This window comes from Akkermansia sp. UBA7090, assembly GCF_002493465.1.
Taxonomy (GTDB): Bacteria; Verrucomicrobiota; Verrucomicrobiia; order Verrucomicrobiales; family Akkermansiaceae; genus Akkermansia; species Akkermansia muciniphila_A.
The window spans coordinates 135602-160324 of record NZ_DKYW01000025.1; the positions used below are offsets into that span (position 1 = coordinate 135602).

The following is a 24723-nucleotide window of genomic DNA, read 5'->3' on the forward strand; positions in this document are numbered from 1 at the left end:
CCTTTAACCGGATCAAGACCATTGAAAAACAGCGATTCTGATTTTGAGTCTTCTCCGCCCCAGGGAGCTGACAATATCATGCGTCAGCTGCATGCGTCGGATTCCCAAGGAGTAGAGCGGAGAAGGGAAGTTGTGGTGCGCCCGGACGGCAGCAAGGTGATCCGGGTGGAAAAGCGCCGGCGGACTTACAATGACGACCGGCAGGACTCCAAACAGGCCGTGTTGAAAAACAAGCGTTTTTTAATAGGCCTTTGTATTCTGGTCCTTCTGGTTGCCGGTGCGCTGGCGGGGACATATATGTACCGCCTTTCTTCCTTCAATACGGAGGAATTTGCCGACCGTCTGCAAGCTGATCTTTCCGCCGCCTGGGGCGGAGAAGTGAACATTTCCGGAATGGCGATGGATGGCCTTACCATGAAGGCTTCACGCGTCAGGATATCCTTTCCGGAAGATTCATGCCTGTCCTTTGTGGCAATGGAAGGCATCTCCGGGGAAATTTCCGCCGTGCCTTTATTCATGGGAAAAATCAGAGGGGAAGGCCTTAATGTGTCCAGGGCTGTTATTGGCCTGCGTCCCGGATTCGTTAAATTTGCCGTGCCCCAGACGAACCGGGAATTGCCGTTCGTTTTCCGGCGGTACACAGCTCCGCGTCTGGAAGTGGGTTATGCCCACGGGACGGAAGAGTTTGCTCTGGAAAGGAATGACGCTCCCCTTTATATGACGGCGGAAGCCTACATCCGCACGTCCGGAAACGGAACTGAACCGGAATACGTGCTGGATCTGTCACAGCAAAAATTGAAAATCAAGGGCTGGCCGCTGATGGGAGTTGATTCCGGTTCCGTCATTCTCAACGGGAGCGGCGTCAAGCAGCTCACTTTTTCCGGTTTTCTGGACAAAGGGCGTCTGCTCAACAAGCCTACGGATCTCAGCCCCTTCATGATTACGGGGAATTTTCCTCTGGGCACGGATTTCCGTCACCAGGCCTGGACGTTGACAGGAAGAAATTTCGATCTCGCCTCTCTGCTGGGAGATGATTTCTCTTCCGTTCTCAAGGTGCAGGCGGGAGAACAGGAAGGGGATGAGAAGCATGAATTGAAACTGGATTTTGCCCTGCCTGTAACAGCTGAACAGAAAAGGCCCTCTCTAAAAGGATACAGCGGTTCCGTGATCAAGGCGACCATGATCAGGCTGCCTGTTTTGCGCCTGCTGGCGGCCATGACTGCCCGGAATACGGAAATAAGGCTGCCGTATTCTTCTCCCGTCTTTACTTCCGGCTCTTTCCTTCTGGAAAGCGATGGAACGGGACGTTCCGCTTCCCTGAAAGAGATTTCCCTGTTTGAGCAGGGCTTTCTGGGGGTGACCGGAGTTTTGTACAGCAACGGTGCTTCCTTGACGGGGAAACTGGTCTTTAAAATCCCTTCCTACATGGTGGACGTCCGGAAACTGCCGTCCGGCGTGACGCAGGAAGGGCATGAAATGATTCTTCCTGTGAAAATTTCCGGCACTCCGGCGTTTCCGCAGGACAACTCCGCGGGAATGCTCCAGGAAAAGGCGCCGGGCACGGACCGTCCGGAAATGCATGCCGTTCCTTCCCGCGGGGTATCCCTTCCTGCTCCGTCAAATCCCTCTCCCTCCCGGATTACAGTGGACGGATTCATGTGATATTGCCAAGATTCCATGTTGCTGCTCAATCCCATTGTTCGCAAAACATCTGAAAAGAGGTCCCGCTGGTGGACCCGGCTGGCCGGCTTTGGCCTGTGGTCCGTACTTCAGCCCATCTGCATGAGTCTGAATATCCGTTCCATCAAGGAGGAGCATGACGATGTTTATACGGCGCCTTTTCTTGTAGCCCTCTGGCACAACCGCACGATGGTGCCGGGTTATGCGTGGTCTCTGGCCCAGAAGCCGCTCAGGATGTGTGTGCTTACCAGCGCCAGCAAGGACGGCGCCCTGGTGGAAGCCGTATGCAGGCACTTCGGCCTGGGAGCCGTCCGGGGTTCTTCCGGAAGGCGGGGGGCGTTAGCCTACATGGAAATGATGCGGAAGGTTCAGGAGGGGGATGTCTGTTTCTGCCTCACTCCGGATGGTCCGCGGGGGCCCCTTTACGAAGTGCATCATGGCATTGTCAAGCTGGCCTCCCAGTCAGGGCTGCCCATCGTTCCCGTATGCATCGAATATGAAAGCTGCTGGCGTCTGAACAGAACCTGGGACCGTTACGCCATTCCCAAGCCGTGTTCCAACGTAAATATTCTATGGAAAAAGCGCCTGTTCATTCCCCCGGACGCAACAGATGAGCAGGTGGCGAATTATGCCCGTCTTCTGGCCGGGCTGCTGGGCGAGGGGCTTCCGGACTTCCCGCCTCTTAACCAATCATTATTATGCAAATCATCGATGGAAAGCAAGTAGCCTCCCAGGTGCTGGAAGAGGTTGAAAGAGATATTGCCCGGCTCAGGGAACAGGGAATAACGCCCGGTTTGGCCGTGGTGCTGGTAGGGGATGATCCCGCCTCCCAGGTATATGTAAATTCCAAGGTGAAAAAATGTGCGGAACTGGGGATGAATTCCCGTAAAATAGTTCTCCCCTCCGACGCTTCCCAGGAAGAACTGCTTCAGGTTGTCCGCGACTTGAACGCGGATTCTTCCATTCACGGCATCCTGGTGCAAAGCCCGCCTCCTCCCCACATCGACGAAGCGGCCGTGGTTCTGGAAATAAACCCCGCCAAGGATGTGGACGGCTTCCATCCGGAGAATGTCGCCAAGCTGGTGCTGGAAGATGAGACCGGTTTTGTGCCCTGCACCCCTCTGGGCTGCATAAGGCTGTTAAAAGCCGCCGGCATTGAAACGGCGGGGGCGAAAGCCGTAGTCATTGGCCGCAGCATGATTGTGGGCAAGCCGATGGCGCATCTTTTGATGTCCAAGCAGGCAAACGCCACCGTGACCGTGGCTCATTCCCGCACGAAGAACCTACCGGAACTTTGCCGCTCCGCAGACATTATCGTGGCAGCCATAGGCCGGCCCGCTTTTGTGACGGCTGATTTTGTGAAAGACGGCGCCGTAGTGGTGGATGTGGGCATCAACCGCGTGGAGGATGCTTCCGCCAAGCGCGGCTACCGGATTGTGGGGGACGTGGCCTATGATGAGGTGGCGCCCAAGTGCCGGGCGATTACTCCCGTGCCCGGCGGCGTGGGTCCGATGACTATCGCCATGCTGATGGCCAATACGGTCAAAGCGTGCCGCCAGCAGACGGGAGCCTGACAAAATGCCGTGACGTCCGTTTTTCTTGTCAAATGAAGGAAAGTAAGGCAGTATTCATTTACCATTATGTCAAGTAAATTACTCGAAGGCAAAGTTGGTGTCGTAGTCGGCGTGGCGAACAAGCGCAGCATCGCGTTCGCAATTGCCAAGGCGTGGCATGAAGCGGGCGCAAAGCTCATCTTCAATTATCAGGGCGAACGTCTCAAGGACGGCGTTCTCAAGCTGATCCATGAGAACTTCGGCGAGGATGTCCCCGTTTACGATCTGGATGTCAGCAGTGATGAGTCCGTTAACGCTTTCTTTGAAAGGGTCCGCCAGCATACGGATAAAGTAGACTGTCTGCTGCATTCCGTGGCTTTTGCCCCGAAGGAGGCCCTCGGCGGCAGTTTTCTGGAAACGGGCCGCGAGGCATTCAAGATTTCCCTGGATATATCCGCTTATTCCTTGGTAGCCCTTTCCCGCGCCGTGGAACCCATGATGTCCGACAACGGCAGCATTCTGGCCATGTCCTATCTGGGATCCGAAAAAGTGGTTCCCAACTACAATCTGATGGGCGTTTCCAAAGCTGCCCTGGAAGCCTGCACCCGTTATCTGGCTTATGATTTGGGCCGTTCCCGCGGTATCCGTGTCAACTGCATCAGCGCGGGGCCCATGCAGACGCTTGCAGCGCGCGGCGTTTCCGGTTTTAACACCATGTTCAAGGTGTATGAGGAGCATGCTCCTCTGGGCCGTTCCTGCACGGGTGAGGAATTGGGAGCCACCGGCGTTTTCCTGGCCAGTGACGGCGCAGCCGCAATCACCGGGCAGGTGATTTACGTGGACGGCGGTTATCAGATCATGGGCATGTAGCGCGTTCCTTACGGAAGCTTTTTCCTATTCGCAGGCCGTACCGGTTTTACCGGTACGGCTTTTTTGCGATTCCATGCGGGGGCAAAGGAGGGTCCTGTTTTCCGTCAAAAAGCCTGTTTTCACGCTGCGTTTCAGGGAACGAACACTTTCAGCGAGCCGAGGCGGGTGATGCGGACCGGGGCGTTTCCTGCATAATCGCCGTCCAGTTCGCAGGAGGCCTGTCCGGCGGAGGTGACGGTTCCCCCCGTCATCCGGATGTATTCAAAATTGCCGCTCCTCCGGGAATGAAAGCCCCCATGAACCGCGGCCGTCAGGCATTCCCCGATGATGGAAGTAATGGAATGCCTGAATACCACTGCATCCAGAAGGCCGTCACTGTTGTCCGCTTCCGCAAAGAAGTTAAGCGAGCCGCCATATTTGCGCCCGTTGCCGAAGATGATGGAGCGTCCTTCCAGTACCCGGCCTTCATCTGTGGTCAGGGTGAGGCGCGGCTGTTTTTCCATACAGACCCGGGCGCCGGCAATTACGTAGGCGAAGGCTTTCCATTTTTTTTTCATTTCCCACGTGGTCAGTTCTACGGCGCGGGCGTCCGCGCCAATGCCCGCCATTTGAAGAAAAACTTGCCCGTTGAATGCGAACAGGTCCACATTTTTGAAACGCCCCGTGTTCAGAATATGCAGGGCGTGGTCGAAATCCGGACGGATTCCTATTTCCCGTGAAAAAACATTCATGGTGCCCGCAGGAAAGGGGGCCAGAGCCGTTTCCGTGTTGCAGAGAGCCCTTGCCGCGATTCCCAGCGTGCCGTCTCCTCCCGCCACAGCCACGGCGGGCGCTCCGGAATTCGCCTGGGAAACCAAATGGTTCAACATGTCTTCCCTGCTTTCTGGTTCAATAACGTTAAAAAAATCCCGGTGCTGATCCAGCCAGCGGCGGAATCGACCGGCTCTGGCGCTGCGCGCCGTATTGTTGAAAAACAGGGGAATTTTCATGGAGCGGGCACGAAGAAGTTCAAAATCTGTACCGGAGCTTCCGTGTGTGCCACAGGTTCATGGCGCACGGTTCCGTCAGGCAGCTTGAACTCCAGCATGCCGCGGGAAATGTTGTCCGGCAGGCGTATTTCCAGAAATTTCCTCATGTCGTCGGATGGTCCGGGAGTGATCCCATCCGCCAGAACTTCCCCTTCTTCCGATTTGAGGACGACGTGCAGGGGCAGCCTTCTGACGCCGTTTTCTTTCTTTTCCCTGATGTCCAGCATCAGCCGGCTGCCGGGCACATATTCCGGTTGAGACGCCACCCATTCGCACGCCAGCTTCATGTAGCGGTCCGTGATATTGACGGCGGGGACGGTACGGCTTTCCGGCGGGAAGGCCAGCGCGTGCCGTTTTCCGTCGTAGCGGGCTTCCCATATCATGGGAAAGAATGCTCCTGAAGGTCCCTTTTTCCAGGAGGTGGCATAAATGGCGTTCTCCGGTTTACGGGGATCCAGCATGCTGATGGCGGACATTACCCACGGGGTGTTGAAGTCCTTTTCATTGTATTCCAGCATTTTCCATTCCCCGTCACACCAGGCTTCCACCCAGTTGTGGTTGCCGCGCACGTGGTTCCAGGTAAGAACGCCCGCCATGCGGGCCGGAATGCCCACGGAACGAAGCGCGCAGATGAGCAGGATGCTTTGGCCCGTACAGGAGACTTTGCCGGATTGCAGGGATTCCCTGACTCCCTGGTGAGGGGCTCTTCTCTCTGTGGAATAGCGTACGTTCAGGGTTTTCTGGATGCTGGAGGAGATGGTGAGGGCGGCTTCCCGCCCCGTCTTGCATGAGGAAACAAGCGGCGCGAAGAGGCGATGGAACTGCTCCCTCCATTCGTCGCGCGGTTCGTTGACCACGGCATAAGGGAGAACGTTATTTTCATAAAGCTCCCAGGGAACCTGGGCGGCCCAGGGGAATTGGTCCCGTGCTGCCAGGGCGAGGCGGACTTCCCGGACCAGCCTTTCTTGCGTAACCGTTTCCCTGTCCTGCTCAGGCATGCAGGCACGCAGAAACTCCACCCCGGCCGGAATGGTGTCATGGGCGGCGCAAATAGCGGCGGTCAGTCCCGGGAGAAGGACGAAAGGCAGCAGATTCATGAACGGTGAAATTCATACCTGAATTCCGGGAGGGAGACAAGCTTCCTCTTGCGCAAGGAGGGTATGGAAATGGGCAAAGAGATGCGTGTCTTCCGGCGGAGTGGGAGCAAAAGGTTCGTCGTTATCCAGAATGTCCTCGCAAATGCGCATGAAATCGCGGGCGGTTTTCGCCCTTTTCATATCATGGTCAAAGGTGCCGGGAAGTCCCCGCGCAGTATAAACCAGATATTTTTTCATGCGGTGGATGTGTTTTTCTTCCACGTAATGTTCCTGCATTTCCCGCGTGCGTTCATAAAGGCGGCGAATATAGTGCAGCACGTTCCGGAAGGTGAGGTTCACGGCGGCATGGCCCCGAAAGCGGGCATGAAGCTGGGAAAATATCCATGGATTGCGCAGGGCCGCCCGCCCGATCATCAGCCCTGCCGGCCGGGCCAGCCGCACCCATGCCTCCGCTGTGGCCGCATCCACAATATTGCCGTTGGCGACCACGGGACATTTCAGCATCCCTGCGGCCCATTTCACCCATTCCGGGTGCACCGGGGAGCGGTAGCCTTCACGGACGGTGCGGGCGTGAATGCACACCCTGTCCGGGGAATGGGAGGCAATTACTGGAAGGATCCGTTCAAATTCGTCCGGCGTTTCGTATCCCAGGCGGCATTTGACGGTGAAGGCTCCGGCGGGCAGTACGTCCCGGAGCGCTCCCAGGGCCGCGTCCATGGCCTTCAGGGACCGCAGCATGCCGCCCCCCGCATTTCTCCGGCATACGATGGGGGCGGGGCAGCCCATATTCAGATCCACGCCTGCACAGGCGTGTTCCATCAGGGCCTGTGCATCCCTTGCCAGATATTCCGGTTCATGGCCCACGAGCTGTCCGTAAATGGGGCGGCCCGTGGGATTTTCATCAATGGAACGCAGAATGTATGGCGACATCTTTTTATGATGGGCCACCGTCCGGAAATACTCCGTGATGAAATAATCCGGCAGGGAATTCAAGTCCTTCAATGTGTTGAGGAAAGCCAGATCCGTCACGTCTTTCATGGGGGCCAGGGCCAGGAGCATGGGTCTGTGCATACCGTGAAAAGCTCCGGTTGGCAAGCTGTGATTGTCTTGACGAAAGAAGGAAAGTGTGGAAGCTGGGAGCATGAATCAGGATTCAACCCGCAAAGCCAGAGTGAATGTGAGACGGGCCGAAGTAATGGAGCAGGTGGAGAAGGAAATCCAGCAGCATTACCAGAGTGAATTGATTTCCCATATCCGTTCTGCGGGCAATGTGTACAATCTGGGCCATACGGAATTTTTTCTCGCCCGGGAATTCGGGTTCTGCAACGGCGTACGCCGTGCCATTGATATAGCTTATGCGGCACGCAGAGTGTTTCCGGACCGGCGGATTTTTCTGATCGGGGACATTATCCACAATCCGGAGGTGAACCGGCAGCTGGAGGAGATGGGCATTCAAAAACTTCCCTGGAAGCAACTGGATTCCTCCTATGACCGGATTAACCCGGATGATGTGGTGATTATCCCCGCGTTCGGTGTTCCCACTTCTTTCATGGAGGCGCTGGAAGAGAAGGGAGTGCAGATTGTAGACACGACATGCGGGGACGTGATGAAGGTTTGGAAAAGAGTCAAGAATTACGCAGCCATGGGGATTACCTCCATTATCCACGGGAAGGCCACGCATGAGGAAACCAGCGCTACGGCTTCCCGTGCTCTTGGAGAACGGGGCAGGGGAAAATACCTGGTGGTTTACGATCTGGAGGATGCCCGCATCCTGTGTGACTACATTCTGGGCCGAGGAGACCGCGAGGCGTTTTTGAAACGGTTTGAAGGCTGTTATTCTCCGGGATTCGACCCTGACCGTGATCTGGAGGAAGTGGGTATCGCCAACCAGACTACCATGCTGAAAACGGAGACGCAGACGCTTCAGAAGATGGTGAAGGATGCCGTTGTCCAGAGGGACGGAGATGATGATAATTTCTATGTGTTTGACACTATTTGCGGCGCTACCCAGGATCGCCAGGATGCCCTGTATGAACTGTTGAAGAACTCTCTGGACGTTATGTTTGTGGTGGGCGGCTACAACAGTTCCAACACAACGCACCTGGTGGATATTGCCAGGGAGCATGTGCCCACGTATTTCATTGAATCCTCAGAATGCATCAAGTCCATCCAGTATGTGGATGCTTTTGACACGAAAACGCGGGAAGTGCGCCGCATGACTACGGAACCGGTAGTGCAGAATCTGGGCAAGTGCCTGAAAGTGGGAATTACGGCAGGTGCTTCATGCCCGGCCAACCTGATTGAGGCTACCATCCTCCGCATTGCGGATCTGCGCAAGTAGCGAAACGCCTCCGGTTTGGCGGATGAGAAAAAAGAAGCGTTCTTTTCCAACGGCGGTACTGCCGCTTTTTCCGTAGCACGGAGCAGCAACCTGGGCCGTGGAAGAAGACATGGGGAAAACCGCCGGGGCCGTTTTCTAAATTTCCAAATCTTCCGGTGTAACGGAACGTTGTTCCCGGGATGCAAGCAGTACGGCTTGCTCCACAACGTATTCCGTATTGGAGTCAAAACGGTAGGCGTTGCAGTTGGGGCACACGGCCGTAGTCTGGGATACGATGGAGCCGCAGGCTTCGCAAACCTTGAAGTCCCCGGGACGGTCAATAATCAGTTTGGCTTTATCCAGGCGGGATTGCTGCATGGGAGTAGAAAATAAAACAAGCCGCTCAGCAGAACAGAGCGGCTTGCCATAAAGAATCGTCAGAAAACCGAAGTGAAAACTTAGGCGATTTTTGCGATGGCCTTGGCGGCCTTGCTCTTGTAGTTGGCGGCGCGATTGGCGGGGATGGTGCCAACCTTGGCGGCTTTGTCAACGGCTGAGGAGAAAGTGTTGTAGGCAGCGGCAGCGGCTTCCTTATCGGACGTTTCCACCGCAGCGGCAACTTTCTTGCGGAGGGTCTTCAACCTGGAGGTCACGGCGCGGTTGCGGGCGGTGCGGGTTTCTGTCTGGCGGATGCGCTTGAGTGCAGATTTGGTATTGGCCATGTTTAAAAAAGGTTCGGTTTCCGTTTCGAGGTGGCAGAAACATTAGAATAACAGGACAAAATGTCAAGCTCTTGATGTATTTTTTAAGGCATTCCTTTCCCGCGCGGGCTGACTGCGGGCTTTACCGGAAAAGGAGTTTGTGGCACTATATCCTCCCGTTATGAAGAAACGCGTGGATTTGCCTGAAAAAAAATATGAAGGGTATATTTTTGATTTGGACGGCACCCTGGTGGACAGCATGCCGCTCCATTACAGGGCATGGCGCGAAGCTTTGGCACGTGCGGGGGCTCCGGACCATGTGTTCCGGGCGGATGAATTCTATTCCTGCGGCGGAAAGTCCGCCAATGATGTGGTGCGTTTTTTAAATGAGCGGTACGGCATGCACATGGATGCGGCATCCACGGCTGCGGATAAGCGCCGCATTTATCTGGAAATGCTGGAAAAGGAAGGCATGCAGCCTATCCGGGAAGTGGTGGAGTTCGTGCATTCCCTTGGAGACGCCCCCAAGGCGATAGCCACCGGGAGCGCCATGCCGGGAGCGTCCCGGACTTTGGCTGCCGCCGGGCTTTCAGGCCTTTTTGACGTGATTTTGACGCCGGATGAGGTGGAGCATGGCAAACCTGCGCCGGACATGTTTCTGAAGGCGGCGGAGCTCCTGGGGGTTGCCCCGGACCGTTGCGTGGTTTTTGAGGATGCCGAGCCCGGCATGAAAGCTGCCGAAGCCGCAGGAATGGACTGTGTGCAGGTCCGGCGGCCATCCCTGGACTGATTCCTCTTTCCTGATTTTTGGCGGAAGAGGATTCCGGAATTTTCCTCCTTTCTTCATGCCCTTCTTCCTTTTAAGGAAAAGGCTTCACATTGCGTCCGGAATGCGTTAGAACCTTTTTTCCTATTGAACAAATAAAATATTATTTGCACATGAGCACAAACGACAAAACATCATCCGCCCCGACGAAAACCCGCATGACAGGAGCTGAAGTGCTCGTGGAATGCCTCGTGCGTGAAGGTGTAGACGTCGTCTTTGCCTATCCTGGCGGCGCCAGCATGCCGATTCATCAGGCCCTGAGCCATCAGCCCAAGATACGGACCATCCTGCCCCGTCATGAACAGGGCGGGGCATTCGGCGCGGAAGGTTACGGCCGCGTTACGGGCAAGGTGGGCGTTTGTATTTCCACCTCCGGCCCTGGCGCCACCAATATGATTACCTCCATTGCGGATGCTTATCTGGATTCCACGCCTCTGGTGGCGATTACGGCGCAGGTCATGCGCTCCCTGATTGGGCGCGGCGCCTTTCAGGAAACGGACGTATTCGGCATGACCTCCCCTATCGTGAAGCACAGCTATTTGGTGACGGAACCGGAAGAATTGCCTCGCATCATCAAGGAAGCTTTTTACATTGCCTCTACGGGCCGTCCGGGCCCTGTGCTGATTGATATGCCCAAGGACGTGCAGGAGGCTGTGTTTACGCCGGACTTCGACATGGAAATGGATATTCCCGGCTACAATCCCGTGTTGCCCGTTCCTGCGGAAAAGCTGGAAGAACTTATCCCGTTGATTGAAAACGCCCAGCGGCCTGTTATTTATGCTGGCGGCGGCATCATTTCTGCGGAAGCCTCCGGAGACCTTCTGGAATTTGCGGAACGTTCCCAGATTCCTGTGGCGACTACCCTGATGGGCATTGGCGCCATGCCGGAAACCCACCCTCTTTCCCTGCGCTGGCTGGGCATGCACGGAGCCGTGTTTGCGAATAACGCCGTAAATGAAGCGGATCTGGTCATTGCCCTGGGAGCCCGGTTTGACGATCGCGTGACGGGCGCCGTCAATATGTTCTGCCCGGGTTCCACGATCGTTCACATTGACATTGACGCCAGCGAGATCAATAAAAACAAGAAAGTGGCGTATCCCATCCGCGCGAACGTGAAGGATGCCCTCCAGGTGCTCAACTCCGCTCTGGCCGCAAAAGGCTGGGAACGCAGATCCTCCGGCTTCACCCGCACGCCGGAATGGTTCGGCGTGATTGACGGCTGGAAAAAACAGTACCCCTTCTCCTATGAAGACCGCAAGGGGTATATCGCCCCGCAGGCCGTCATTGAAGAGCTCTACCGCCAGACGGCGGACAAGGACCCCATCATCTGCACGGGGGTGGGCCAGCATCAGATGTTTGCCGCCCAATTCTTCAAATTTGACAAGCCCCGCCGTCTGGCTACTTCCGGCGGTTTGGGAACCATGGGCTATGGGCTTCCGGCCTCCATGGGGGCGTGCCTGGCTTATCCGGACAGGCTGGTGGTGAATATCGACGGGGACGGTTCCATGCTCATGAATATTCAGGAGCTGGCCACCATTCATGTGGAGCGTCTGCCCGTCAAATGCATTATCCTGAACAACCAGCACCTGGGAATGGTGGTTCAGTGGGAAGATTTGAAATATGATTCCAACCGGGCACAGACCTTCCTGGCGGACCCGCACGACAATTATGACCCTACCCATAAAACGGAAGACGTCATCTACCCGAACTATCCGCTTATTTGCGCCGGATTCGGCGTCAAGTGCGAGCGTGTGCTTCGCATAGAGGAGCTTCCGGCGGCTATCACCCGGATGATTGAATCCCCTGAGGCCTATGTCCTGGACGTCATGGTTCCCCATGATGTGCATGTGCTGCCGATGATTCTGGGGGGCATGAGCTACAAGGATGTGATTCTGGAACGTATTGCCGGGGATGGTTCCGCCAAAAAGGCGTCTGAACTGGGCAAGGAAATTCCGACAGCCTTGTAAAGGTGAGGAGAATTTTTCCCATTGAGCCTTAAAGCTGGAGCCGTCCGTAAGGGCGGCTCCTGTTTTTCATGGCGGAACATTCCTGTTTCCCGGGAGGTGGATGCCTGGTTTTGTAAGGTATGAGGAAGATGGTTCTGGACGCGGCGGAAAAGAACGGTTAACATCAACGAAACAAATTGAGTGCAAGCTGGCTCGGACGTGAAGAAACTGAGTTTTTCTGAAATGATACCGCTTCGGATGCTGCCTTGCGCCAACCTCAAGCTCACAGAAAATTTCCGGGAATCCGGCGCATGCTGTAAGTGCTTGGGAAATGTATCTTGAAAAAAATCTCCTTTGATCAGGCCTGTCTGTATCCGTTTTGTTCATCAGGTTGGCGCAAAATCTTTGTTGCATGTTTGATGCTCAAACTGTATTAGTCTGGTCGTCGCACCCTCACGGGTGTGTGAATTGAAACAGGAATTCATTGAGACAGAACCCGGTTTATGGCTGTCGCACCCTCACGGGTGCGTGAATGGAACCCCGTGGTTTGAGAGTGCCGTTTACTATTTTTAAAAAGCAAGGTCTGAGTAATACAGAAGAAAGACAGAATGCCCCTTGTTTCTCAGTATTTGAATCCTGAGCGGGACAGGGTGACTTGTACAGAGAGGGCGGTGCGCAGGAGCAAAGCGCCCGTGCTGCGTACTGGAAACAGGAAGCAGGGATATTCTTTCGACTGGACAAATGGAGAAGCGGAAGACACTCTAAGCGTTCCATGGAGGACATACGCTATTACAACCGTTATACGGGCAGAGTGGAACGGGAGCAGGTACTGGGGGAGAAGTATATGCAATGGATTTACGGCACTGCCTCGGGGAAGGCGGCGCTGCATGTCCTGATTAAACGAGGCGTTTTTTCCCGTCTGCTGGGGTGGTTGAAGAACCGCCCTTCCAGCGCCCGTTCCATTCCCTCTTTTGTGAAGGAGTACGGCATTAATATGGAAGATTCTCTCAAGGGGATGGGAGAGTTCAGGCATTTCAACGATTTTTTCTACCGCCGCCTGAAACCGGGCGCCCGCCCTTTGGCTGGTGGAGAGGATACGGCCGTTTTCCCTGCAGATGCCCGGCACATGGGCTGGGAACGCGCCGACCGAATTAAGAACGTTTTCGTGAAGGGGCAGAGTTTTGACCTGCCTTCCCTGCTGGGGAGCGACACCCTGGCTGAGCGGTATGCGGCAGGCGCCGTTGTCTTGTCGCGCCTGTGCCCTACGGATTACCACCGTTTTCATTTTCCCGTATCCGGGGTGCCCGGTTCCTGGACGAAGCTGGGAGGCCCGCTGGCAAGCGTGTCTCCATATTGCCTGCGCAGCCGTCTGGCATGGCTATGGACTAATAAAAGGAATTTGACCCTGATCCAGTCGGAGTTATGGGGAGAGGTCGCCATGCTGGAGGTGGGGGCTACCGGAGTTGGGCTGATTGAAGAGACGTATGTTCCGGGCGCTTTCTCCGCAAGAGGGGCGGAGAAGGGGTATTTTGCCTTTGGGGGCTCCACGGTAATGTGCTTTTTTGAACCGGGCAGAGTCAGGCTGGCTTCCGATTTGTTGGAAAAGACGGAGGAAGGTTTGGAGCTGTTTGCCCGGCAGGGCGACATGATGGGCACGGCAGCGACATAGCGTTGAGGCTGGCATGCTTGTCCCGCCATGTTTTGAATAGGGCTTTCCCTTAAAGCCTGATAGCAGGAGGCCGGAGATGGAACTCCGGCGTTTCAGGGCGGATGTTCGGATTTTTGATTTCCCGAAGTGCCAGGCGGGTTATTTCATTTCCGCAATGGCTTGGGCCATATTCGGAGCCTTGAAGGTAGAGGAGCCTGCCACCAGCACGTCCGCCCCGGCCAGAGCGCACTGGGCTGCGTTGTTTTTGCCAATTCCTCCGTCCATTTGAATAAGGAAGGAAGCGCGGTTTTCCGTACGCCATTCGACGGCTTTTTCCACCTTGTCCAATACGGAGGGCATGAAGGATTGGCCGCCGAAGCCCGGCACTACGGACATGACCAGCAACAGGTCTATTTCTGCCAGGTAGGGTTCTACGGTTTCAAAGGGAGTGGCCGGGTTGAGAGCCAGGCCGTTTTTTACTCCGGCTTTCCGGATTCGTCCGAGGGTGTTGCGAATGTAGTAAGGGTCGCCCAGTTCCACGTGAAAGCAGATGAGGTTCACGCCCGCCCTGACGAAGCGGTCAAAGTAGTGGTCCGGCCGTTCTATCATCAGGTGGGCATCCAGAAAGCGGTCCGGCCCCACCGCTTTTCTGACGGCGGTGCAGATTTCCGGGCCAAAGGAGATGTTGTCCACAAAGTGGCCGTCCATGATGTCCAGATGCAGCCAGTCGGCTCCGGAGTCAAAGGCGCGGCGCGCTTCCTCCCCGATGCGGGAGAAGTCGGCGGCCAGCAGGGACGGGGAGATCATGGTCATGATGGCAGGGTCTTTCCGGGGTTGTCAGTTGGCTACGATGTTGACCAGGCGGCCGGGCACGACAATTACCTTGCGCACGGTGACGCCGTCCAGGAAGATGTTCACCTTGGCGGAGGCCAGGGCCAGCTTTTCCAGTTCTTCCCGGGAGATGTCCTTGGGCACTTCCAGCTTGTCCCTCAGTTTGCCGTTCACCTGGATGACCATGGGAACGGTATTTTCCTCCAGAAGGGCTTCCTCCCATTCAGGCCAGTTTTTCTGGCAAAGCTGCGTCTGGGCCAGAGCCGGGAAGGCTGTTTGCAGGCGGCTGTGGATTTCTTCCGTAAGGTGGGGGGCAAAGGGATTCAACAGGGTCAGGAAGGCATCATAGTCCTGAACGTCCACCACGTCCGCGGAGGTCATGGCATTGGTGCATTCCATCATTTTCGCAATGGCAGTGTTGAAGGACATGGCATTGATGTCCTCCGTCACTTTTTTAATGGTTTTGTGCAGTTCCTTGCGTACGGCAAGCACCTCGGCTTCCGCAGCGTTCTCCGCCAGTTTGGAGTTGATTTCCCATTCTCCTTCCTGATTTTCCCGGAAGGCCACGCGCCAGACGCGGGCCAGAAAGCGGGAAATGCCTTCCACGCCTTTGGTCGCCCAGGGTTTCACGTCCTTGAGAGGGCCCATGAACATTTCATATAACCGCAGGGAGTCCGCTCCATATTCGCGGACGATGTCGTCCGGATTGACGACGTTGCCGCGGGATTTGGACATTTTCTGGCCGTCTTCCCCCAGGATGAGCCCCTGGTTGACGAGTTTCTGGAAGGGTTCGTTGGTGCTGAGGTACCCGAGGTCAAAGAGGACCTTGTGCCAGAAGCGGGCATAGAGAAGGTGGAGAACGGCGTGTTCCGTGCCGCCTACGTACAGGTCCACGCCTCCGGGGGTGCCGGCGGACCCCATCCAGTATTGTTCCGCTTCCCGGCTGACGAAGCGTTCCGTGTTGGCCGGGTCCAGGTAGCGCAGGTAGTACCAGCAGGAGCCGGCCCATTGGGGCATGGTATTCGTTTCCCGGTGGGCCGTGGGCGTGTAGGCTATCCATTCCTCAGCCTTGACCAGAGGGCCGCGGGGGTCTCCCGTGGGGGCGAAGTCGTCCAGATCCGGCTGGAGTACGGGGAGTTCGCTTTCCGGCAGGGCATGGTGGCGGCCGTTTTCCCATACGATGGGGAACGGTTCCCCCCAGTAACGCTGGCGGGAGAAGAGCCAGTCGCGCAGCTTGTAGTTTACTTTGCGGCGTCCCTTGCCGTTTTCTTCCAGCCAGAGGATCATTTTTTCCTTGGCTTCCGGAGTAGGCAGCCCAGTCAGGAAGCCGGAGTTCACGCTGGAACCTTCATAACCGCAGAAGCCGCGCCAGTCCATGTCTTCACTGGGCGGCTGAACTACCTGGAGAACAGGCAGGCCGAAGACCTGGGCAAAGGCGAAGTCGCGTTCATCATGGGCGGGGACGGCCATGATGGCTCCGGTTCCGTAGCCCATCAGCACATAGTCCGCAATCCAGACGGGGATTTTCTTTCCATTGACCGGATTGACGGCATAAGCTCCGGTGAAGACCCCTGTTTTTTCCTTGGAGAGGTCTGTGCGTTCCAGGTCGCTTTTGGAGGCGCATTGGGCGCGGTATTGTTCCACGGCATTTTTCTGTTCCGGCGTGGTGACGGCATCCACCAGCGGGTGTTCCGGGGAAAGAACCATGTAGGTGGCCCCAAAGAGGGTGTCCGGCCTGGTGGTATAGACAGTGATTGTTTCTCCGTCCAGGGTAAAGTCCACTTCCGCCCCTTCCGATTTGCCTATCCAGTTGCGCTGAAGCAGTTTGATGGATTCCGGCCAGTCCAGGGGCTCCAGCTCGTCAATAAGGCGTTCCGCATAGTCCGTGATGCGCAGCATCCACTGGCGCAGGGGACGGCGTTCCACGCGGTGCCCCTTGGATTTCCATTCCTCCACTTCCTCATTGGCAAGGACGGTTCCCAGGTCCGGGGACCAGTTGACGGCCGCTTCCGCCACGTAAGCCAGCCGGCGCTGGTCGATTTCCTCCCGGCTTAATCCCTGTTCCTCCAGCTCGGAAACGGGGCGCGCCTTTTTCAGTTCCTTGTTGTAGTAGGAGTTGTAAAGCTGGAGGAATATCCACTGGGTCCACCGGACGTATTTATGGTCCGTTGTTGCTATTTCCCGGTCCCAGTCGTAAGAGAACCCCAGCATTTTGAGCTGGCGGCGGAAGTTGTCTATATTCCGGAAGGTAGTGACGGAGGGGTGCTGCCCGGTTTTAATGGCGTATTGCTCCGCCGGAAGGCCGAAGGAGTCCCACCCCATGGGATGGAGCACGTTAAAGCCGTTCATGCGTTTGAAACGCGCTATAATGTCCGTGGCGGTGTATCCTTCCGGATGGCCCACATGCAGCCCCGCTCCGCTGGGGTAGGGGAACATGTCCAGCACGTAGTATTTGGGTTTGGACGCATCAAAGCCCTCTTCCCCCGGGTTGTTTACTTTAAAGGTTTTCCTTTCGTCCCAGATCTGTTGCCATTTAGGTTCAAAAACGTCAAAGGGATATGGTTTCTTACGCTCGGACATGACGGGAGGGAATGTATACTCCGCCCGCGGGTCAATCAAGCCTAAACCCGGCGGAATACAGGCGCTTCCCATGCGCCGGGGGCATGATGCCGTTTTTCGGAGAAAAGAGGAAAGGGCAGAAGGTGTTTGCGCGTATTTTTTAACTGAAAGGTTTTTGTTGACCGTATTAAATGATTGCAACCATGAAGTTTACTTCCTGTATTATATCTGCCGTCTGCGGCGCAAGTTTCCTGTTTGCCGGGGCATCTGCCCAGGGCAACGGTTCCGGCCCTGCTTCCGGAAAGAAGCCCAACATCATCGTTTTCCTGGTAGATGACATGGGCTGGCAGGATACGTCCCTCCCTTTCTGGTCCGACAGCCAGGGCAATCCGAAGAAAACGTTTTTGAACAGGCGCTACCGGACGCCGAATATGGAGAAGCTGGCTTCCCAGGGCATGACGTTTACGGATGCGTATGCCCATCCCCTTTGCACGCCTTCCCGGGTGAGTCTGATGTCCGGCATGAATCCGGCGCGGCACCGCGTGACCTGCTGGGTACGGGAGCAGAACGGGACGACGGACGCCAACAGCAGGAGCCTCCAGCCTCCGGACTGGGCGCTGAACGGCCTTCAGCCGGTTGGCGCTTCCGCCAGGGGAACGACGAAACGCCCCATTTCCGGGGAGGATATGCGCTATCATATGACGCGCCCTTTTGTCACGGCGGCCACGCTGCCGGAGATGCTGAAGAAGTGCGGGTATGTTACCGTCCATTGCGGGAAGGCCCATTTCGGCACGCAGGGAACTCCGGGCTCCAATCCGTTGAATATGGGATTTGATTATAATATCGCGGGTACGGAGATCGGCCATCCGGCGGATTACCGCGGTTCCAGGCATTACGGAAAGGGGTTCAACCATGTGCGCGGGCTGGATGAGAATAATTATTACCAGAACGATGTATTTTTGACGGAGGCCCTGACGCAGGAGGCCATTAAACGCCTGGAAGCCATCAGGACCAATCCGGAGGAGGCAGGCAAGCCCTTTTATCTGTACATGGCCCATTACGCTTTGCATTCTCCGCTGGATGAGCGCGCTTACGACAAGAGGTTTGCGGATGCCTACAAAAATCCGGAGGACGGCCACACGTGGTCCCGGACGGAGAAGCATTATTCCGGGCTGATCGAGGGGATGGACAAGAGCCTGGGTGATATCATGACGTACCTCCGGGAGCATCATTTGGATAAAAATACCGTATTGGTGTTTATGTCGGATAACGGGGGCTTGTCCATCTCCGGCAGACTGGGCAATGAAGAGGCCAATTATCCTCTTTCCTTCGGCAAGGGGTCGTGCATGGAAGGCGGTATCCGGGAGCCTATGATTGTTTCCTGGCCAGGCGTGACGAAGGGCGGTTCAAGGTGTGCCGTCCCGGTGGTTATTGACGATTTTTTCCCGACTCTTCTGGATATCGCCGGATGCCGGAACGCAAAGGTTCCGCAGAAGCTTGACGGCTTGAGCCTGGTTCCTTTGCTCAAAGGCGGCCGGTTTCCTGAAGACCGCCCCCTTTTGTTCCACCAGCCGAATAATTGGGGGGAGGGCAGCCGGCTGGCGCCGCAGTACACTTCTTCCACCGCATTGCGCCAGGGGGATTGGAAACTGATTTACCGCCACCTGAACCAACGCTTTGAGTTGTATCATTTAAGGAAAGATATCGGCGAAAAGGAAAATCTGGCTTCCAGGGAGCCGCGGAAAACCAGGGAAATGGCTGCTGTCATGGGCAGGTTGCTCCGGGAGAGGAAGGCGCAAATGCCAACTTATAAGAAGGATAACGAGCTGGGCGTTCCTGCCGGGAGTTCCGTCCCGTGGCCCGACCAGGTGAAAGGGCATGGTTTTTGATGCTTCGCCATAACGTTTTTCCAAAGTTTTTTCATGAACCCCGGCAGGATTCGCCTCCGCCGGGCGGGACAGGTTGAGACCGGAAGATCCCTCGCTTCCTTTTCAGGAGTTTTTGCTCCAGTCCGGATCAGGGATGAAGGGACATTTTTTTATTTCCGGCTGCAGGATCATCGCTCTTCCGTGAATGAAAACCGTTATCGCTTTTCCCGGAACAGGGGAGGTAAGGAGGGCGGAAACGGGGCCGGGAGGAATAAAAAAACGCCCCGACGGGTATGGCGTCGAGGCGTGGCAGGGTTTAAATAACAAGGTTCCCTGAAAGGGTGGGATTAAAAATCGTCGGTGACGGCGGCATCATCCGTTGCCGCGGCATCTTCGCTTTCAGCAGCGCTGTCTGCGGAGGAAGCTTCCGTATCGTCAGCAGGAGTTTCGTCCGTGGCGCCGGGTTCAGAAGCGGCCGCTGCGGCAGATTTGGCGGCGGGCGCTGCGCCCGGAGCGGTTCCCTTGGGCGGGACAACTACCTTCATGGCCGGAGGGACAGGGACGGGGGTTTCCAGTCCGTCAGCCTTGCGGGTGCTGACGCGGAGGCCATCGGCATAAGCCAGGTTTTTCAGGATGGCGTAACCCAGCGCGGGAGCCCGGTCCGTCGTGTTGACCAGCATCTTGAAGTGGTTGTTGACGGACATCTTGCGGGCGTCCTCGCCATTGCGGAAGGGAATGACGCCCATCATGTTGCCGGCATTGTCAATGCAGATCGCCCAGAAGGAGCGGTCTACCTGGATGAAGTACTGCGGGCGGATGTAGTCCATTGTTTTCCATTCAGCGCCCTTGATGTATTCTTCCATGGCGCGGCGCGCGTTGGCCGGCATGCTGCCCCAGTCGGCGTAAACCCGGGCGGTCAGCGTTTCGCGGCCGTTGTATCCGTGCACGGATACGTTCTGGGCAGTAGCGAATTGACGGGCATAGCTCCCGGGAGAGGCTGGTTGGCAAGAGGTGGTGAAGAGCGCTGCCCCGGCGGTCAGGATGCAGGCTGCTGCAGTAGTGAAGGGATGAATGTTAGTCATGGCAATCGCAATGGTTACGTTATAAAAGAGGAAAATACCTCCCATTTCAAGGAAAAGAATGCGGGAAGCGCCGATTTGTGGCGTTTTTTGACGTTTCCGTTTGACGCGGGAGGGAGCGGGTGCGACAGGCGGCTCCCACGCATCCGCCCGGGAGGTATGATGGTATATTACTAAAATTTTTCTCGCAAATCGTTCTGAATCGCTTAGGTTGTCGTTGCTTTATGTCCGCCTTTATCGTCAACCTGCCGGCCCTGGAACGCAACGCTCTTATCCTGAGGGATGTGGCGGATGACGCGGGGTGCCGTATCGTTCTGGCGCTGAAGGGGTTTTCCTGCTGGCCCTGTTTCGAGACCCTGTCCCCCTGGCTGGACGGCTGCTGCGCTTCCGGCCTGTGGGAGGCGCGGCTGGCCCGGCGCAGGTTCGGGAAGCATGTGCTGACGTATTCTCCCGGTCATGCGCCGGAGGAAATAGCGGAGCTGGCGGAGATTTCCAGCCATCTTGATTTTAACAGCCTGACGCAGTGGGCCCGTTTCCGGGAGGAAGTGATGCGGCATCCCCGCTTTGCTTCCGGTGAATTGAAATGCGGCCTGCGCGTCAATCCCCAATGTTCCACAGGGCATACGCCCATGTATGATCCCTGCGCTCCCGGTTCCCGCCTGGGCGTGACGCCGGACATGATGCAGGGTGCGGATCTGTCCGGCATTTCCGGTCTTCATTTCCATACTTTGTGCGAACAGGGAGCGGATGACCTGGCAGTGACGGTGGATGCGGTGGAGCGCCACTTCGGCCATCTTCTGCGCCGTCCGGAGATTTCCTGGCTGAATATGGGAGGAGGGCATTGGATTACCAAACCCGATTATGACCGGAAGCAGCTGGCGGCGCTTATCCGCCGCATCCGTGAACGCTACGGCGTGGAGGTGTGGCTGGAACCGGGAGAGGCCGCGGCCATTCATACCGGAGTGCTGCGGTGCCGGGTGCTGGATCTTTTTTCCTCGGAGGGGGTGAATCATGCCATTCTGGATGTTTCCGCATCCGCCCATATGCCTGATACGATGGAAATGCCTTATCGGCCGGATGTGTTCCAGATTGCAGGTGACGCTTCCCTCCGTTCCGAGCAGCAGCCCGCTGTACGGATGGAAGGGGAGAGTTATGCGCTGGCGGGGAAGGCCGGGGAAGGAGCCTATACATACCGGCTGGGCGCACCCACGTGCCTGGCGGGAGACCGGATTGGGGATTATTCCTTCGCGGAGCCTCTGGCGGTGGGAGACGAACTCGTGTTTGACGATATGGCGCATTATACGATGGTGAAGACCACGTTTTTCAACGGCGTGCGCCATCCGGACATCGCCATTCAGAGAAAAGACGGTTCCGTGGAGACGGTGCGCCGTTTTTCCTATGAAGATTTTGAAGCCCGCCTGGGCTAAAACATTTGACCAGACAAATTGACATGGCAGCAGCTAAAGAAGGCATCAAGCAGAAAGTCCGCGGATGGAGTCACCATGATTCCGCAGATTTGTACGGCATTGACGATTGGGGGAACGGTTATTTCCGCATCAGCAAAAAGGGAGAGGTTACCGTACGCCTGAATGACGAGGATGGCGGGAAGAAGGATGTCAGCCTGTGCGATCTGCTGGAGGGGCTGAAGGAGCGCGGGACTACCGTTCCCGTTCTGTTCCGGTTCCGGGATTTGCTGCGCAGCCGTATTGCGGAGCTGAACGACAGTTTCCGGAAAGCAATCAAGGAGGCGGGGTATCAGGGTAAGTACCAGGGCGTTTATCCCATTAAGGTAAACCAGCAGCGCCAGGTGGTGGAGGAGATTGCGGAGTTCGGCACCAAGTATGATTACGGTCTGGAGGCCGGTTCCAAGCCGGAGCTGATAGCCGCCATGGCCCACATGAATAATCCGAATGCCTATCTGATTTGCAACGGGTACAAGGATGACGAGTTCATTGACCTGGCGTTGACGGCCCAGAAGATGGGGCTGAATATTTTTATCGTTCTGGAAATGCCTTCCGAGCTGGACGTTATTCTGGAGCGCGCCAGGAGAATGGATATCCGCCCCAATCTGGGCGTGCGCGTCAAGCTGGCCGCCAAAGGTTCCGGCTTGTGGCAGGAATCCGCGGGGGACAAGTCCGTTTTTGGACTGAACGCGGCTCAGGTGGTGGATGTGGTGGATAAGCTAAAGCAGGTGGATGCGCTGGACTGCCTGAAGCTGCTCCATTATCATCAGGGTTCCCAGATTCCAAATATTTCCGTGGTGCGCGAGGGGCTGACGGAGGCGGTCCGCATTTACGTGGACCTGGTGAAGGAGGGGGCTCCATTGGGCACGCTGGACATGGGCGGCGGCCTGGCCGTGGATTATGACGGTTCCAAGACGAATTTCCATTCTTCCTGCAATTATTCCATTGCGGAGTTTGCCCGTGACGTGGTGGAGGTGGTGGGGGACATGTGTTCCAAGTACGGGGTTCCCCATCCCACGCTGGTGACGGAGTCCGGACGGGCCGTGGTGGCTTATTATTCCGTGCTGGTGTTCAACGTGCTGGATGTGACGAGCGCTCCCGGCGAGGAACCTCCGCCCGAACTTCCGGAAGACGCTCCGGAATTGTTGAAGGCTTTTGCGGATACGGACAGGACGCTGGCCAGGAAGAATATGCAGGAGTGTTATAATGACGCCTGTTATTACCGGGATCAGCTTCGCGCCCAGTTTTTTTACGGGAACGCCACCCTGCGGCAGCGCGGGCTGGGAGAGGCCTATTACTGGCATATCCTGAGCCGCATTTCCCGCATGCTGGCGGAAATGGAGACCATTCCGGAAGATCTCAGGGAACTTTCCTGCTCCATGGTGGACTTTTATTACGGTAATTTTTCACTGTTCCAGTCTCTTCCTGATTCCTGGGCCATACGCCAGCTTTTCCCCGTGATGCCTCTGCACCGTTTGAATGAGCGGCCCACGAATAAGGCCGTCTTGGCGGACATCACGTGCGATTGCGACGGAAAGATAGACCAGTTCATTGACCGTGAGGACGTGGCAACCGCCCTTCCCCTGCATGCCATCAAACCCGGCGAGGACGATTATTACATAGGCGTGTTCCTGGTAGGAGCCTATCAGGAGACCCTGGGGGATTTGCATAACCTGCTGGGAGACACGAATGTGGTTGGCGTGCATCTGGAAGGCGGCCGTCCCGTTTATACCCATGAAGTGGAGGGCGACACGGTGTCCGATGTTCTTTCCTACGTGGAGTATGATCCCAAGGAGTTGATCAACAAGTTCCGCACGTTTGCGGAGCAGGCCGTAGCCGAGGGGAACATATCTCCGTCCGAACGCCGGAGGGCCCTGGAAGTGTTCCGTTCCGGATTGAATGGATACACTTATTACGAGCTGTAGGAAACAGCCTTGTTTTTTTGCTTCGGCAAGGAGCGTTTGTCCCGTTCCGGCGCGTTTTCCTTTGTTGCGGATCAGGAGGCCGCCGGTTCTTCCGGCGGTTTCGTTTCCTCAATGACCTTGGCCGGCGTCAGAGCCCAGAAGCGCGTGGCCGTTTGCGGGGAGATGCCTTTCATGTTCAGGTACCGCGTGCGGAGCAGGGAGGAGGAACGATGCCCCATTTCCATTTGCAACAGGTTGTAGTCCTTGAAGTGCTTGGCGTGGTAGCTGGCGTAAGTGTGCCGCAGGCAGTCCGGCATCCATGATTTTTTTCTTCCTCCCCAGCCGGCTTTTTTCCGGATTTTGCGCCACTTGATGGTCCATCCTTTCGGGCAGATGGGGGAACAGGGACCGGGTTTGGTCCTGTCACGGCAGAATTTGAGCCATTTGGCGAGTACGGGCAGGATGGTGACGTGCCTGGCGCCCCCGGTTTTGGTGTGTTTGGAGTTCAGGATGACGCAGCCGTCGCGGATAGCGATGTTTTCCCAGAGCAGGCGTTCCACTTCCTGCGGACGGATGCCTGCAAAGATCATCAGAGCCGCTCCAGCTGCGCAACTCCCGTCAAATTCTTCCATGGACGCTTTGAGAAGCCGGGTAATTTCCTTCAGCGTCAGGGCAGGAATTTCCTGTTCCTGCAGGAAAGGCGTGTCCACGCGGAGGATGGGATTCTCGTCACACCATCCGCGTTTGACGGAGAAAGAGAAGATGCCGCTCAGGATGAGCCTGGCCTTATGCCTCTGCCGGGATGTGGTAAAGGTATTCATCAGGATGTTCTGGCATTCCTCCACGTTCAGACTGCGCAGGGAGGTCTGTTCCAGTTCCGGATTGCTCTTTTTGAGCTTGTGGATGATGCTCCTGATATCCGTCAGCGTTCGGGGACGGCGGTGGCTTTTGGAACGCAGGCATTCCACGGCCGCCGTACCGAAGCTGACGGTTTGACGCTTGTTTTTAATGGCATTCAGCCCCAGGGAGACGACTTCCCGGCACCGGGTAATGGTGCAGATTTCATCCCCCAAGGCTTCCTTGATTTCCAATACCAGCCTTGCAGCCTGGATCAGGGTGACTGATTCCCCTTCCAGAAGCGCGGCTCCGACATATTTCAATTTGTTTGTATTCGGTGCTTTTTTCATGTTCATTTCTCGTGTTTGTCCAAACACGGTTTTAATGAAAAAGGCCATTCTTATAATGAGGAAAACTTATGCTTACCACTAGAAAAAGCGTAACCGTCAAGGATATGTTGTTACTTATGTTTTCTTTGAACCGGACGGAAAATCAAAGTTTCTGATGGTACAG

20 protein-coding genes are annotated in these 24723 nt (G+C 56.2%); 11 read left to right on the forward strand and 9 right to left on the reverse strand.

Going from position 1 to position 24723, the window contains the following annotated elements; all coding sequences use genetic code 11:
- Positions 1-78: 78 nt before the first annotated feature.
- The 4 genes from B3075_RS08855 to B3075_RS08870 all read left to right on the forward strand — a co-directional run bounded on the left by B3075_RS08855 (position 79) and on the right by B3075_RS08870 (position 4103).
- Positions 79-1662: a hypothetical protein gene (locus B3075_RS08855; RefSeq protein ID WP_143245622.1), complete on the forward strand. Its 1584-nt coding sequence runs from the start codon at positions 79-81 to the stop codon at positions 1660-1662.
- Positions 1663-1677: 15 nt separating this feature from the next.
- A complete protein-coding gene (locus tag B3075_RS08860) occupies positions 1678-2406 on the forward strand; it encodes a lysophospholipid acyltransferase family protein (RefSeq protein WP_094136460.1) in 729 nt (242 codons plus the stop codon).
- Complete coding sequence (gene folD, locus B3075_RS08865; protein WP_290487927.1) at positions 2379-3254, forward strand: bifunctional methylenetetrahydrofolate dehydrogenase/methenyltetrahydrofolate cyclohydrolase FolD; 876 nt, start codon at positions 2379-2381, stop codon at positions 3252-3254. The genes B3075_RS08860 and folD overlap by 28 nt, the downstream gene beginning before the upstream one ends.
- Before the next feature lie 66 nt (positions 3255-3320).
- On the forward strand, positions 3321-4103 hold the full coding sequence (locus B3075_RS08870; RefSeq protein WP_012420677.1) for an enoyl-ACP reductase FabI: 783 nt from the start codon (positions 3321-3323) through the stop codon (positions 4101-4103).
- A 131-nt stretch (positions 4104-4234) separates the two neighbouring features.
- Here B3075_RS08870 and B3075_RS08875 read toward each other — a convergent pair whose 3' ends face one another.
- From B3075_RS08875 to B3075_RS08885, 3 genes are read right to left on the reverse strand one after another with little or no spacing between them, the layout of a single operon-like run.
- The gene (locus B3075_RS08875) at positions 4235-5092 is read right to left on the reverse strand and encodes a diacylglycerol/lipid kinase family protein (protein ID WP_290487956.1); all 858 of its coding nucleotides are present in this window, start codon (positions 5090-5092) and stop codon (positions 4235-4237) included.
- On the reverse strand, positions 5089-6228 hold the full coding sequence (locus tag B3075_RS08880; protein ID WP_290487958.1) for a transglutaminase-like domain-containing protein: 1140 nt from the start codon (positions 6226-6228) through the stop codon (positions 5089-5091). Before B3075_RS08880 ends, B3075_RS08875 begins: the two co-directional genes overlap by 4 nt.
- 12 nt (positions 6229-6240) lie before the next feature.
- Positions 6241-7299: a tRNA dihydrouridine synthase gene (locus B3075_RS08885; RefSeq protein ID WP_290487960.1), complete on the reverse strand. Its 1059-nt coding sequence runs from the start codon at positions 7297-7299 to the stop codon at positions 6241-6243.
- A gap of 70 nt (positions 7300-7369) precedes the next feature.
- On the opposite strand from B3075_RS08885, the gene B3075_RS08890 reads away from it, so the two are divergent.
- Positions 7370-8569, forward strand: a complete 1200-nt coding sequence (locus B3075_RS08890) for a 4-hydroxy-3-methylbut-2-enyl diphosphate reductase (protein ID WP_290487962.1) — start codon at positions 7370-7372, stop codon at positions 8567-8569.
- 135 nt (positions 8570-8704) lie between these two features.
- On the opposite strand, the gene B3075_RS08895 is transcribed toward B3075_RS08890, so the two are convergent.
- Positions 8705-8926: a hypothetical protein gene (locus tag B3075_RS08895; RefSeq protein WP_094136454.1), complete on the reverse strand. Its 222-nt coding sequence runs from the start codon at positions 8924-8926 to the stop codon at positions 8705-8707.
- Between the two features lie 80 nt (positions 8927-9006).
- Complete coding sequence (rpsT, locus tag B3075_RS08900) at positions 9007-9270, reverse strand: 30S ribosomal protein S20 (protein WP_094136453.1); 264 nt, start codon at positions 9268-9270, stop codon at positions 9007-9009.
- 160 nt (positions 9271-9430) lie between these two features.
- Between rpsT and B3075_RS08905 the strand changes: the two genes are divergently transcribed.
- The 3 genes from B3075_RS08905 (at position 9431) to B3075_RS08915 (ending at position 13690) form a co-directional block, all read left to right on the forward strand.
- Entirely contained in the window at positions 9431-10039 is a 609-nt protein-coding gene (locus tag B3075_RS08905; protein ID WP_094136452.1) for an HAD family hydrolase, read from the forward strand.
- Between the two features lie 149 nt (positions 10040-10188).
- Positions 10189-12042, forward strand: coding sequence for a biosynthetic-type acetolactate synthase large subunit (gene ilvB, locus B3075_RS08910; RefSeq protein WP_094136509.1), 1854 nt, complete (start codon positions 10189-10191; stop codon positions 12040-12042).
- Between the two features lie 751 nt (positions 12043-12793).
- Positions 12794-13690, forward strand: coding sequence for a phosphatidylserine decarboxylase (locus B3075_RS08915; protein WP_094136451.1), 897 nt, complete (start codon positions 12794-12796; stop codon positions 13688-13690).
- A gap of 138 nt (positions 13691-13828) precedes the next feature.
- Here B3075_RS08915 and rpe read toward each other — a convergent pair whose 3' ends face one another.
- Positions 13829-14482: a ribulose-phosphate 3-epimerase gene (gene rpe / locus B3075_RS08920; RefSeq protein ID WP_290487967.1), complete on the reverse strand. Its 654-nt coding sequence runs from the start codon at positions 14480-14482 to the stop codon at positions 13829-13831.
- A 24-nt stretch (positions 14483-14506) separates the two neighbouring features.
- Positions 14507-17080: a leucine--tRNA ligase gene (gene leuS, locus B3075_RS08925; RefSeq protein WP_290487969.1), complete on the reverse strand. Its 2574-nt coding sequence runs from the start codon at positions 17078-17080 to the stop codon at positions 14507-14509.
- Between the two features lie 182 nt (positions 17081-17262).
- On the opposite strand from leuS, the gene B3075_RS08930 reads away from it, so the two are divergent.
- Entirely contained in the window at positions 17263-18948 is a 1686-nt protein-coding gene (locus B3075_RS08930; protein ID WP_290487971.1) for a sulfatase, read from the forward strand.
- Between the two features lie 326 nt (positions 18949-19274).
- Here the strand turns inward: B3075_RS08930 and B3075_RS08935 are convergent, their stop codons facing one another.
- The gene (locus B3075_RS08935; RefSeq protein ID WP_290487972.1) at positions 19275-20009 is read right to left on the reverse strand and encodes a hypothetical protein; all 735 of its coding nucleotides are present in this window, start codon (positions 20007-20009) and stop codon (positions 19275-19277) included.
- Between the two features lie 221 nt (positions 20010-20230).
- Here B3075_RS08935 and nspC point away from each other — a divergent pair, with 221 nt between their 5' ends.
- Together nspC and speA are read left to right on the forward strand one after the other, a co-directional pair.
- Positions 20231-21433, forward strand: coding sequence for a carboxynorspermidine decarboxylase (gene nspC, locus B3075_RS08940; RefSeq protein ID WP_290487974.1), 1203 nt, complete (start codon positions 20231-20233; stop codon positions 21431-21433).
- 23 nt (positions 21434-21456) lie between these two features.
- Positions 21457-23394 carry a biosynthetic arginine decarboxylase gene (gene speA / locus B3075_RS08945; protein WP_094136506.1) on the forward strand — a complete coding sequence of 646 codons (1938 nt, stop codon included), beginning with the start codon at positions 21457-21459 and terminating at the stop codon, positions 23392-23394.
- Between the two features lie 71 nt (positions 23395-23465).
- On the opposite strand, the gene B3075_RS08950 is transcribed toward speA, so the two are convergent.
- Positions 23466-24560 carry a tyrosine-type recombinase/integrase gene (locus B3075_RS08950; RefSeq protein WP_290487976.1) on the reverse strand — a complete coding sequence of 365 codons (1095 nt, stop codon included), beginning with the start codon at positions 24558-24560 and terminating at the stop codon, positions 23466-23468.
- Between the last annotated feature and the right edge of the window lie 163 nt (positions 24561-24723).